This window comes from Methylorubrum aminovorans, from assembly GCF_022179725.1.
Classification (GTDB): Bacteria; Pseudomonadota; Alphaproteobacteria; order Rhizobiales; family Beijerinckiaceae; genus Methylobacterium; species Methylobacterium aminovorans.
In genome coordinates, this window is sequence record NZ_BPRC01000005.1 from 131,269 (window position 1) to 143,501 (window position 12,233).

11 protein-coding genes are annotated in these 12,233 nt (G+C 69.8%); 9 read left to right on the plus strand and 2 right to left on the minus strand.

The genetic code is table 11. From position 1 onward, the window contains the following. Window positions 1-169 precede the first annotated feature (169 nt). Window positions 170-1,018 carry a prephenate dehydrogenase/arogenate dehydrogenase family protein gene (locus MFF24_RS09715; RefSeq protein ID WP_238224263.1) on the plus strand — a complete coding sequence of 283 codons (849 nt, stop codon included), beginning with the start codon at window positions 170-172 and terminating at the stop codon, window positions 1,016-1,018. Window positions 1,019-1,087: 69 nt separating this feature from the next. On the opposite strand, the gene MFF24_RS09720 is transcribed toward MFF24_RS09715, so the two are convergent. Continuing rightward, window positions 1,088-2,413 (minus strand): OmpP1/FadL family transporter, encoded by a 1,326-nt coding sequence (locus MFF24_RS09720; RefSeq protein ID WP_238224265.1) that lies wholly within the window; start codon window positions 2,411-2,413, stop codon window positions 1,088-1,090. Between the two features lie 266 nt (window positions 2,414-2,679). Between MFF24_RS09720 and MFF24_RS09725 the strand changes: the two genes are divergently transcribed. Further along, window positions 2,680-3,564 (plus strand): fumarylacetoacetate hydrolase family protein, encoded by an 885-nt coding sequence (locus MFF24_RS09725; protein ID WP_238224267.1) that lies wholly within the window; start codon window positions 2,680-2,682, stop codon window positions 3,562-3,564. A 108-nt stretch (window positions 3,565-3,672) separates the two neighbouring features. On the opposite strand, the gene MFF24_RS09730 is transcribed toward MFF24_RS09725, so the two are convergent. Beyond that, window positions 3,673-4,059 (minus strand): hypothetical protein, encoded by a 387-nt coding sequence (locus MFF24_RS09730; protein WP_238224269.1) that lies wholly within the window; start codon window positions 4,057-4,059, stop codon window positions 3,673-3,675. A 193-nt stretch (window positions 4,060-4,252) separates the two neighbouring features. Between MFF24_RS09730 and bioB the strand changes: the two genes are divergently transcribed. The 7 genes from bioB (at window position 4,253) to MFF24_RS09765 (ending at window position 12,181) form a co-directional block, all read left to right on the plus strand. Next, the gene (gene bioB, locus MFF24_RS09735) at window positions 4,253-5,278 is read left to right on the plus strand and encodes a biotin synthase BioB (RefSeq protein ID WP_238224271.1); all 1,026 of its coding nucleotides are present in this window, start codon (window positions 4,253-4,255) and stop codon (window positions 5,276-5,278) included. Window positions 5,279-5,358: 80 nt separating this feature from the next. Next, complete coding sequence (gene aspS, locus MFF24_RS09740; protein ID WP_238224273.1) at window positions 5,359-7,173, plus strand: aspartate--tRNA ligase; 1,815 nt, start codon at window positions 5,359-5,361, stop codon at window positions 7,171-7,173. A 44-nt stretch (window positions 7,174-7,217) separates the two neighbouring features. Further along, window positions 7,218-8,090, plus strand: a complete 873-nt coding sequence (locus MFF24_RS09745; RefSeq protein ID WP_238224275.1) for a glycosyltransferase family 2 protein — start codon at window positions 7,218-7,220, stop codon at window positions 8,088-8,090. Continuing rightward, window positions 8,087-9,169: an acyltransferase family protein gene (locus MFF24_RS09750; protein ID WP_238224277.1), complete on the plus strand. Its 1,083-nt coding sequence runs from the start codon at window positions 8,087-8,089 to the stop codon at window positions 9,167-9,169. The genes MFF24_RS09745 and MFF24_RS09750 overlap by 4 nt, the downstream gene beginning before the upstream one ends. Window positions 9,170-9,463: 294 nt before the next feature. Next, window positions 9,464-9,679 carry a ferredoxin gene (locus tag MFF24_RS09755; protein WP_238224279.1) on the plus strand — a complete coding sequence of 72 codons (216 nt, stop codon included), beginning with the start codon at window positions 9,464-9,466 and terminating at the stop codon, window positions 9,677-9,679. Then, window positions 9,676-10,938: an NAD(P)/FAD-dependent oxidoreductase gene (locus MFF24_RS09760; RefSeq protein WP_238224282.1), complete on the plus strand. Its 1,263-nt coding sequence runs from the start codon at window positions 9,676-9,678 to the stop codon at window positions 10,936-10,938. Before MFF24_RS09755 ends, MFF24_RS09760 begins: the two co-directional genes overlap by 4 nt. A gap of 4 nt (window positions 10,939-10,942) precedes the next feature. Next, a complete protein-coding gene (locus tag MFF24_RS09765) occupies window positions 10,943-12,181 on the plus strand; it encodes a cytochrome P450 (protein ID WP_238224288.1) in 1,239 nt (412 codons plus the stop codon). Window positions 12,182-12,233 lie beyond the last annotated feature (52 nt).

Genomic DNA, 12,233 nt, shown 5'->3' on the forward strand with positions numbered 1-12,233 from the left:
GGCGCATCATCATGACGGGCATCCTCCTCTCCGGGTCGTATCGCGCGCCGCTCCCCTAAGCGGCCCCGGACTCGTCATGTCTTCAGCCGCTGCGTCGTCGGCGGCTTGAGGATCGTGGAAAAGCATCCCGCAACGGACCGCCGGCCTCGCTCTATCCCGAGGTCACACCGTGTCTGCTCTGCATCCTCTGCTTCCTCCCCTCGCCCACCGCCAGTCGGTGGGTCTCGTCGGCTTCGGCGCCTTCGGCCGCCTGATCGCCCACCACCTCGCGCCGCACGCCGCGCTGAGGATCCACGACCCGTACCTGCCGGCCGGGACGCTCGCGGCGCATCTCGCCGCGGATGCGGGACCGGAGGCGATCGCGGCCGACCTTCCGAGCGTGGCGGCCTGCCCCGTGGTGATCCTCGCCACGCCGGTGGCGAGCCTCGCCGAGGCGGCACGCGCGCTGGCCCCGCATCTGCGACCGGGCACGCTGGTGGTCGATGTCGGCTCGGTGAAGATGGGACCCGCCGCGATCCTGCAGGAGGAATTGCCGGCCGATGTCGAGATCCTCGCGACCCATCCGCTGTTCGGGCCGCAAAGCGCGAGAGTTTGCGCAAGGGACGGCGCAGGAAACGGCATCCGGGGTCTGAAGGTCGCCGTCTGCCCGATCCGCGGACGGTGCGGCTTGCGGGCGGCCGCCTTCCTGCGGCGCGTGCTCGGCCTCGACGTCATCGTGACGACGCCGGAGGCGCATGACCGGGCGATGGCCTCGGTTCAGGGGCTGACCCACCTCATCGCCAAGGTGCTGGTGGCGATGGAGCCGCTGCCGACGCGGATGACCACGCGCAGCTTCGACCTGCTGATGCAGGCGGTCGGCATGGTGCGGCACGACGCACCGGACGTGTTCCACGCCATCGAGCGCGCCAATCCGTACGCGGCGCCGGTGCGGCAGCGCTTCTTTGCCCTGGCCGGCCAGCTCGACGCCGAGCTGGCCAGGGAGGCGGTTCACGCGGAACCGGCCCGGCTCGCCTCTTGAGAATCGATACGCCCCGCGCAGGAGCCCGTTGCAGGTCCGACGCGGGGCGTATCGCGGCCGATCAGGCGATCAGTACTTGCGCACCAGCGGCGTCGGGGCGACGGCGGCGGGAGTGTCCCACTGGTAGCGGAAGCCGACCGACACGACGTCGGCGCTGACATCGGTGGACGCCGCGAGCGGGATGTTGCCGATGTTGTAGTCGCGGCCCGGACCCGCCAGGAGAAGCCCGCGGTCGAAGAAGGCGTGCGCATAGCTGGCCGTCAGCAGCACCTTCTCGCTCCAGCGATAGCTGCCGCCGATCGAGACGACGTAACGGTCGCTGTCGGGCAGGCGCGCCGAGCGGTTCGTGAAGTCGATCGGCACGTTGTCGTAGCCGAAGCCGGCCCGCAGGGTCAGGTTCGGCGACCAGTCATACTCGGCGCCGATCGAGTAGAAGAACGAGTCCTTGAAGTTGAGCGGCAGGTGATTCACCGTCACGCCGAGCGCCTTCGAGACGATGCCGACATCGCCGAGCCTCGACCAGTTGTCCCATTCGAAGCCGAGCTGGATCCGGGTGACCGGGTTGATCGCCTGGGTCAGGCCGACGCTGACCTTCTCGGGCGTGTTGAGGTTCGCCCGGACCTGCCCCAGGGCGATGGCCTGACGCGGATCGGGGAAGCCGATCGAGCCGTCGATGTCGTGGTGGACCGAGGAGCGGTAGCCGACGCCGATCGACGTCCCGGCGGCGGGGGTGACCAGGACACCGGCGGTGAAGCCCACGCCCCAGGATTCGCCCTTGATAAAGCCCGACGGATAGAGGCCCGGGAAGACGCCGGGCACCGGCACGGCCGCGCGCAGAGTCAGGCGGAAATATTCGATGTTCGGACCCGCGGCGACGGAGAGCCAGTCGTTGACCTTGAAGCCGACCACCGGGTTGAAGGCCAGCGAGAAGATCCGCGAGGAGCGGGCATAGACCGAGCCCGCCCAATCCTGGCGCGGCTTGGTGACGAGGCCGTAGGGGGCCCCGGTCTGGATGCCGACCCAGAGCCGGTCGGTGAGCTGGTAGGAGGTCGCGCCCGAGGGCACCACGGCGCCCTGCCCGACCTCGCCGGAGGAGCCGAAGGGCAACAGGCCCGGCGCGGTGCCCACCGTCGGCGTGATCTCACCCGAGAGATTGATGAAGCTCAGGCTCTGCTCGCTGGCGAAGCCCGGCCGCATGGTCACGGTCGCCGGGTTCCAGAAGATCGACGAGACGCCCGCCCCGCCCGAGGCCGCGCCCGCGAAGACGAGGCCCAATCCCTGCGCACTCTGTTCGCGCAGGCCGAAGGCACCGGCCTGCGCCGCCGTCGCGCCCGCCACCGATGCGGCCGCGACAGCCCCCGCGAGCCCGAGCGCGCGGATCGTCCCCCCCGTCATTCTTGTTCTCCGAAGCGTCTTTTTGCAGACCCAAGTCCCAACCGTGATGGAAGAGGATCGCGCGCATCCGGTCCAGAGGCGGAAAACCGAAAATAGAATTATAGATCAATTGAGGAGTTTATGTCACGGAACCGGGGCGTCCCTGCGCCTGTATGAACCGAAGGACCGAGAGGTGCGGGTCTCAAGGCACCGCTTGCACCCTCGATCGGTCGCGGCCATGGTCTCGCCCCTCTGGGCGAGCCTCGATCAGGACGGAGACGCCGACGATGAAGTTGATCCGGCACGGAGCGAGCGGTGACGAGAAGCCGGGCCTCGTGGACGCGAAGGGAGGCTTGCGCGACCTGTCGGGAACCCTGCGCGACATCGCCGGAGCGGGCCTCTCGCGGGAATCGCTCGACCGGCTCGCGCGGATCGACCCGACAAGCTTGCCGCTCCTGCCGGCCGGCACCCGCCTCGGCCCCTGCGTCGGCGGCACCCGCAACTTCGTGGCGATCGGCCTGAACTATGCCGACCACGCTGCCGAGACGGGCGCGGCGATCCCGTCCGAACCCATCGTCTTCAACAAGGCGCCTTCCTGCATCGTCGGCCCCAACGACACGGTGATCCTGCCCAAGGCCTCGGCCAAGACCGACTGGGAGGTGGAGCTCGCCGTGGTGATCGGCGCCCGCGCCTCTTACGTCCACGCCAACGAGGCCCTGCGCTACGTGGCGGGCGTGTGCATCTGCAACGACCTGTCCGAGCGCGAATTCCAGATGGAGCGCGGCGGCACCTGGACCAAGGGCAAGGGCTGCCCGACCTTCGGCCCGCTCGGCCCCTGGCTCGTCACCCTCGACGAGATCCCGGACCTGAAGAACCTCTCGATGAGTCTCGACCTCAACGGGAAGCGGATGCAGACGGGCTCGACGGCGACGATGATCTTCGATGTTGCCCAGCTCGTGGCCTACGTCTCGCACTTCATGATGCTGGAGCCCGGCGACGTCATCACCACCGGCACCCCGCCCGGCGTCGGCCTCGGCATGAAGCCGCCGCGCTACCTCAGGAGCGACGACGAGATGGTGCTGCGCATCGACGGCCTCGGCGAGCAGCGCCAGCGGGTGGTGGCCTTCGACGACTGGACCGCCAAGGTCGCCGCCGGCGAGCCGACGAACTGACGCACGGCACAGGCCTCTCCGCTGAGACTTGCTCCCCCCGCAGAACCGGCCCGGTCGCCTTCCTCGGCGGCGGGCCGGGTTGTCGTTCTGACACCCGCCGCGGACCGATCACCGGCGCAGCGGGGCCGCCGCGCGGTTTTGCTCCAAGAGGAGGCGACCGATCAGGCCGTCGCAGTTCAGGGTCCGTCCGACGCACTCGGCCGACATCCAGATCTTCACCTGCCCGTCCTCCTGCACGACCCTTCTGCAGATATAGGCGTCCGGTTGATCGCCGTGGGCCTTGTAGAGCGTCCAGATGATGAAGCGCTTCGGGTCCTCGATCTCGATGACCGAGCCGTTGCCCCGCAGCACCTGGACCCCCGGCTCCGCTTTGAGGGCCGCCACCATGGCACGGAACGGCAATACGGTGCGCTCGCAGAGCGACGCGGCCTGCGCCGCCCACGGACAGAGCAGCGCGAGTGCCGTTGCGAGGATCAGACGATCGGCCGGGAGCATCGGAAGACTCGCTTAAAGTCTGCATTTCTCCGATCATGCTGCCTGTGAATGCAATGACGATCAAGCTTACGCGGTGATCGACGCCCATGGCTGCTGAATCAGGGCGGAGCGCCACGCGTGCCGGGCGCTTCGCGACCGGGCTCTCCCGCGGCAAGGCTTGATTTTTCCCGCGCCTTCGCCCTCAAAGAAGCGCATGAGCGACACCGTGGTCTCCCTCACCTCTTCCGCCGCCCCGGCCTCGATCCGGCAAGAGATCCGGCATGACTGGACCCTCGCCGAGATCCAGGCGATCCACGACATGCCGCTTCTCGATCTCGTCCATCGGGCGGGCGTCGTGCATCGGGCGCATAACGATCCCACCGACATCCAGCGGGCGGCGCTCCTGTCGATCAAGACCGGCGGATGCCCTGAGGATTGCGCCTACTGCCCGCAATCGGCCCATCACAAGGGCGCGAACCTCCCCCGCGAGCGGCTGATGCCGGTCGAGGCCGTGTTGAAGGAGGCCGCTGCGGCCAAGGCCAACGGGGCGCATCGCTTCTGCATGGGTGCGGCGTGGCGCAAGCCCAAGGACGGGCCGGACTTCGACGCGGTGCTGGAGATGGTGCGCGGCGTGCGCGGGCTCGGCATGGAAGCCTGCGTCACCCTCGGCATGCTGACCCAGAGCCAGGCGCAGCGTCTCGCCGAGGCCGGGCTCACCTCCTACAACCACAACCTCGACACCGGCCCGGACTTCTACGGCGACATCATCTCGACCCGCACCTACGACGACCGGCTCCAGACCCTGGAGCATGTGCGGCAGGCCGGCATCGGCGTCTGCTGCGGCGGCATCGTCGGCATGGGCGAACGGGTGCGCGATCGGGCCGAGATGCTCTTGGTGCTCGCCAACCACGCCCCGCACCCGGAGAGCGTGCCGATCAACGCGCTCGTCGCCGTCGAGGGCACGCCGCTGGAGGACCGCCCGCCGATCGATCCGCTCGACCTCGTGCGGATGTGCGCCACCGCCCGCATCGTCATGCCCAAGGCCCGCGTGCGCCTCAGCGCCGGCCGCAAGAGCCTGACGCGCGAGGCGCAGATCCTCTGCTTTCTGGCCGGTGCCAACTCGATCTTCTACGGCGAGCGCCTGCTCACCACCGCCAACAACGAGGCCGATGCCGACGCCGAGCTGCTGCGCGACATCGGCGTTCCGGTGCCCGAGGTGACGCTGGCCGCCGCGGAGTAGGCCGGAGGGGCGGCAAGCCCCTCTACCTTGACTTCACCCGCCTCCCGTGAATGGTGCCGGCTCACTCAAAAGAGCCCGCCATGCACCGTTACCGTTCCCATACCTGTGGGGCGCTCCGCCCGTCCGATGTCGGGCAGACCGTCCGCCTGTCCGGCTGGTGCCACCGCATCCGCGACCACGGTGGCGTGCTCTTCATCGATCTGCGCGACCATTACGGCCTGACGCAGTGCGTGATCGATTCCGACTCGCCTGCCTTCAAGGCGGCCGAGACCGCGCGCTCCGAGTGGGTGATCCGCATCGACGGCCGGGTGCGCACCCGGCCCGCCGGCACCGAGAACGCCGAGCTGCCGACCGGCGCGGTCGAGGTCTATATCGACGACCTCGAAGTGCTGGGCCCCGCGGGCGAGCTGCCGCTACCCGTCTTCGGCGACCAGGAATACCCGGAGGAGACCCGGCTCAAGTACCGCTTCCTCGACCTGCGCCGGGAGAAGCTGCACGCCAACATCATGAAGCGCGGCGCGATCGTCGACAGCTTGCGCCGCCGCATGCGCGAGGGCGGTTTTTTCGAATTTCAGACGCCGATCCTCACGGCCTCAAGCCCCGAGGGTGCCCGAGATTATCTGGTGCCGTCCCGCGTGCACCCCGGAAAATTCTACGCGCTGCCGCAGGCGCCGCAGCAGTTCAAGCAGCTCACGATGATCGCGGGCTTCGACCGCTACTTCCAGATCGCCCCCTGTTTTCGCGACGAGGACGCCCGCGCCGACCGGAGCCCGGGCGAGTTCTACCAGCTCGACATCGAGATGAGCTTCGTGACGCAGGAGGACGTGTTCCAGGCGGTGGAACCCGTGCTGCGCGGCGTGTTCGAGGAGTTCGCCGGCGGCAAGCGCGTCACCAAGGAGTTTCCGCGCATCACCTACGCCGACGCGATGCTGAAATACGGCGTCGACAAGCCGGACCTGCGCAACCCGCTGATCATCGCCGACGTCACCGACGCGTTCGCCGACGACGCGGTGGAGTTCAAGGCGTTCAAGGGCGTCATCAAGTCGGGCGGCGTGGTGCGCGCCATTCCCGCCACCGGGGCGGCCGGCCAGCCGCGCTCGTTCTTCGACAAGCTCAACGACTGGGCCCGCTCGGAAGGCGCGCCGGGGCTCGGCTACATCGTGTTCGAGGAGGAGGGCGGGGCGCTCACCGGCAAGGGGCCGATCGCCAAGTTCATCCCGGCCGCGATCCAGGCGCGGATTGCCGAGAAGGCCGGCGCCAAGGCGGGCGACGCGGTGTTCTTCGCCGCCGGCACCGAGGCGAAGGCGGCCGCGCTCGCCGGCAAGGCGCGCATCCGCATCGGCGACGAGCTGAAGCTTTCGGATACGGACCAGTTCGCCTTCTGCTGGGTCGTCGATTTCCCGATGTACGAGTGGAACGAAGAAGACAAGAAGATCGACTTCTCCCACAACCCGTTCTCGATGCCGAACTTCGACCGCGAGGACTTCCTCGCCCTAGGGGAGGCGGACGCCGAAAAGATCCTCGGGATCAAGGCGTTCCAGTACGACATCGTCTGCAACGGCATCGAGCTGTCGTCCGGCGCGATCCGGAACCATCGCCCCGACGTGATGGAGAAGGCGTTCGCCATCGCCGGCTACGGCCGGGATGTGCTGGAAGAGAAGTTCGGCGGCATGCTGAATGCGCTTCGCCTCGGCGCCCCGCCGCACGGCGGCATCGCGCCGGGAGTCGACCGCATCGTCATGCTGCTGTGCGAGGAGCCGAACATCCGCGAGGTCGTGCTGTTCCCGATGAACCAGCGCGCCGAGGATCTGATGATGGGCGCGCCCGCCGAGGCGACCCCGAAGCAGCTCCGCGAGCTGCACATCCGCCTCAACCTGCCCGAGAAGAAGGGGTGAGGCAGCCGACCAACCCTCCCCCCTCGGCGGGGGAGGGGAGCGGGATGGAGGCTCTCACCGCCATCGTCGTGGCCCACGACAGCGCGGACGCCCTGCCCGCCTGCCTCGCGGCGCTCGCGCGCGAAGGCGTCCCGGCGATCGTGGTCGACAACGCCAGCGGCGACGGCTCGGTGGCCGTGGCGCGAGCCCACGGCGCGCGGGTGATCGCAAACCCCCGCAACGAGGGCTACGGGCGGGCCAACAACATCGGCGTGCGCGCCGCGGACGGGGCGCGCCACGTCCTCATCCTCAACCCCGACCTCGTGCTGCAGCCGGGCGCCGCCGCCGCGCTGCTCGCCGCGGCGCAAGCCTGGCCGGAGGCCGGGCTTCTGGCGCCGCGCATCCACGAGCCGGACGGGCGCTTCTTCTACCAGCCGCGCTCGCTGCTCGCGCCCTACCTCACCAATCCGAAAGGCCGGCTGGCGCTCCCCGAGGGCGATGCCTGCGCTCCGTTCCTGTCCGGCGCCTGCCTGATGATCGAGCGCGCTCTCTTCCTCGAACTCGGCGGCTTCGACGAGAACATCTTCCTGTTCTACGAGGACGACGACCTCTGCCGCCGGGTGGCCGATGCGGGCCGCGCGCTCATCCACGTCCACGGGGCGGTGGCGCTGCACGGGCGCGGGCGCTCCTCGGCCCCGGCGCCGGGCCGGGTGTTTCGCACCCGCTGGCATCAGGCGTGGTCGCGGGCCTACGTCTCGAAGAAGTATGGCCTGCCCGATCCGAGCCCCGGCCTCTTCGCCACCAACGCGCCGAAGGCGGCGCTGGCCGCTCTCGCCTTCCGGCGCTCGGGGCTGGAGCGCTACGGCGGCTCGGTGGCAGGCGCCCTCGCCGCCCTGCGCGGGCAGAGCGCGCTGGCCCGCGAGGGATTGTCACCGTGAGCTTCCTTTCCGGCCCGACCGTCGCCGAGGCGCTGGCGCGCCCGCATAACGGCTTCTCTGCCCTGCGGCTGGCACTCGCCCTGATGGTGGTGGTCTCCCACGCCTTCAGCGTCGTCTCCGGTCACGGGGCCGACGAACCGCTGGCCCGGTCCACCGGCTTCTCGCTCGGCGAGCACGCGGTGAACGGCTTCTTCGCCGTCTCGGGCTTCCTCGTCACCATGAGCTACGACCGGCGCGGCTGGCGCGACTACGCCATCGCCCGCTCCTTGCGCATCCTACCGGGGCTGGTGGCCGCGACGCTGGCGGTGTCGCTGCTGCTCGGCGGCGCCCTCACCCAACTGCCGCTCGCCGAGTACCTCGCCTCACCCGAGCTGTGGCGCTTCGTGCGCGGCACGCTCCTGTCCTTCAAGAGCAATGCCAGTCTGCCCGGCGTGTTCGAGGCGAATCCGCTGCGCAGCCCGCTCGGTACGGTCTGGACCCTCAAATACGAGACGATCTGCTATGTCGGCGTCCTCGTCATCGGATTGTGCGGCCTGCTGCGGCGTCGCTGGGCCGTGCCGGCGCTCACCGCCACCCTGGCCCTGACCCTGGCGGGGCTGGAAGCCGTCCGGCCGGACATGTCGAAGGGGACCGAGACCGCCCTGCGGCTCCCGCTGATCTTCGCCTTCGGCGCCTGCCTCTACCTGTGGCGTGATCATGTGCGTCTCGCCGCCTGGCCGCTGCTCGGCCTCGTCGCCGCCCTTCTGCTTCAGGGCCATGCCCCCGCCCGGACGCTGCTGTTCCTCTCCGAGAGCTACGCGGCGATCTGGCTCACCTTCCTTCCGGCGCTGGCTCGCCCGGTCCTCGATCCGCCGGCCGACCTCTCCTACGGCGTCTATCTCTACGGCTGGCCGATCCAGCAGAGCCTGCACGCGCTGTTCCCCGCCGCCTCGGCCGTCGCGCTGCTGCCGCCCGCGCTCGGCCTCGCCGGGCTCGTCGCGGCGCTCTCCTGGTACACGATCGAGAAGCCGGCCCTGCGCCTGAAGGCGAGGGCGCTCGGGCGGCGGACGCTCGGCACCATCGAACCCGCCGCCCCCTGACGACGCCCTCTTGACGCAGGATTGATCCCAATCACGGCCTCGAGCGTTTCCCGCTCCGCGGACCAGGTGGCGGCCGTCGGGATGGGGGCGTCGAGCCGCCATGGCGAGCGGGTTCCCTCGCTCGACCGCCCCCCGTCGGCCGCCTCCAGGCCGCGCAACCCTCGTCTAGAGCATCGTCCCGAAAGGTGGCCACCGGCTTTCGGAAAAAGACGATGTGAAATCAAGAATCTAGAGCATCGTGCTGGATCCGACATCCAGCACAATGCTCTAGACAGGCGGAGCGAAATCCTCCTCATGAAGGTCGTCGTGGATCTCAACCGTTGCCAGGCCTACGCGCAGTGCCTCTACGCCGCGCCGGGCCACTTCGCCCTGCACGGGCGCGAAGCGCTGGTCTACGACCCCTCCCCCGACGAGTCCGCGCGGGCCGAGATCGAACGCGCGGTCCACGCCTGCCCGGTGCGGGCCATCACCGCCTCTCCCGACGGCACCAGCGCCGGAGAGGCGGCGTGACGACCCCGCCCGAACGCATCGTCATCGTCGGCGCCTCGTTGGCGGGCCTGACCGCGGCACACGCCCTGCGTGATCGCGGATTCACCGGCGCCGTCACCCTGGTCGGCGATGAGCCCCACCCGCCCTACGACCGGCCGCCGCTCTCTAAGCAGGTTCTGCGCGGGCTCTATTCCGCCGACACCACCCTGCCCTGCCCACCCGATCTGGGCGCGGAATTCCGCCTCGGCCGGCCGGCGACCCGGCTCCACCTGTCCGAGCGCGTCGTTGAACTCGGCGACGGCAGCCGCCTGCCCTACGACCGTCTGTTGATCGCCACCGGCACCCGCGCGCGGCCCTGGCCCAACCCCGAGGAAGCCGGGCTCACCGGCGTCTTCACCCTGCGTGGCCGCGATGATGCCGAGCGGCTCGGGGAGCGCCTGCGCGCCAAGCCGCGCCGCGTCGTGCTCGTCGGCGGCGGCTTCATCGGCTTCGAGGTCGCCTCGACCTGCCGCGATCTCGACATCCCCGTTACGCTCCTCGTGCGCGATGCGGTGCCGCTCGCCGCGGCTTTGGGCCCCCACCTCGGCACTCTCATCGGCGCCGTCGCCCGCGAGGGAGGTGTCGACCTGCGACTCGAATCCGAGATCGAGCGGATGGAGGCGCAGGACGGGCGTCTCGCAGCCGTCGTTCTGAAGGACGGCGAGCGGATCGAGACCGATTGCCTCGTCGCGGCCATCGGGACGCTGCGCAACGTCGAGTGGCTCGAAGGCTCCGGCGTGGAGGCCGACGCCGGGGGTCTGCGCTGCGACGCCTTCTGCCGGGCCTTGCGCGCCGACGGCCGCGTCGCGGAGGGCGTGTTCGCCGCGGGCGACGTCGCCCGCTGGCCGAATCCGCACGACGACGACGCCCTGGTGGCGGTCGAGCACTGGGGCAACGCCCGGGCGCAAGCCGAGACCGCCGCCGCCAACATGCTGGCGGGCGACGCCTCGGCGATGCGCCGCCACGACCACCTGCCCGATTTCTGGTCGCAGCAATTCGGCCTGACGATCAAGCTCGTCGGCTTGGCCGACGGCGCCGACAGCTTCGCCGTGATGCACGGCGCGCTGGAGGACCGCCGGTTCCTGGCCGCCTTCGGTAGGGACGGCCGCACCATCGCCGCCGCCTCGATCGACAGTGCCCGCTGGCTGCCGGCCTACAAGGCCGCGATCCGCGAACGTGCACCCTTCCCGCCGATCGCGGACGCCGTCGATCAGCCCCGCATCCGTGTGCAGGAGCCCTAATCCCGTGAGCGGAAGCACGCTGTTCGAACAGATCCTCGACCCCGCCAACCGGGCGAACCCCTACCCGCTCTACGCGGAGCTGCGGAAGGTGCCCGTGGCGCGGCAGGAGGACGGCACCTACGTCGTCAGCACCCATGCCGAGCTGGCGCGGCTGATCTCCGACCCGCGGATCAGCTCGGACGACCTGCCCGACCCGCAAAAATTCCGCTGGACCGGCAACCCGGTCACCGACCTGCTGGTGCGGCCGGTGCGCGCCGAGATCCGCAAGCGCCACCGCCCCTTCATCTTTCGCGATCCGCCCGACCACGACCGCCTGCGCGGCCAAGTGATGCGCTGCTTCACGCCTGAGCGGGTGCGCGGCATGCGCGAGAAGACGCAAGCCATCACCGACGACCTGATCGGCAAGATGCGGGGCAAGACCTGCATCGATCTCGTCGACGACTTCTCCTACCCGCTCCCCGTGACGGTGATCTGCGAATTGCTCGGCGTGCCGCCGGAGGACGAGGCGCAGTTCCACGGCTGGGCGACACAGCTCGCCACCGCGCTCGAGCCGAACCGGCGCGACGACGAGGAGACGAGGGCCAAGAACGAGGTCTGCTTCACCGAGATCGCCGACTACCTCCAGGGGCTGATCAAGGCGAAGCGCAAGGACCGCCAGGAGGACATCCTCTCGGATCTGGCGAACGACAGCGACGGGATGAACGATTTCGACCTGATCGCCACCGCCGTGCTGCTCCTGGTGGCGGGCCACGAGACCACGGTGAACCTGATCACCAACGGCATGCTGACGCTGATGCGCTTCCCCGAGCATCGGGAGCGCCTGCGCGCCGAGCCCGAGATCGCGCCGCGGCTGATCGAGGAACTGCTGCGCTACGAGCCGCCGGTCCAGTACCGCACCCGGCTGGCACTGACCGACATCACGGTCGGCGGGATCACCATCCCGAAGGACGCGCCGGTGATTTTTCTGCTGGCGGCGGCCAACCGCGACCCGGCCCGTTTTCCCGATCCCGACCGCTTCGATCCCGACCGGCCCGACAACCGCCATCTCGGCTTCGGCGGTGGCCTGCACTACTGCGTCGGCGCCCCGCTCGCCCGGATCGAGGCGGAGGTGGCGCTGGTCAGCCTCGTGCGGCGGCTGACCGGCGTGTCCCTGGTCGAGGACCCGCCGCCCTACCGGCCGGGGGCGTCGCTGAGGGGCCCGCGGCACCTGAAGCTGGGGCTGGAGGGTGTGGCGGAGGGGTGATCGCCGGCTGTCACGGCGAGCGGAGCGAAGCAGTCCAGGGCACTGCCCTCAC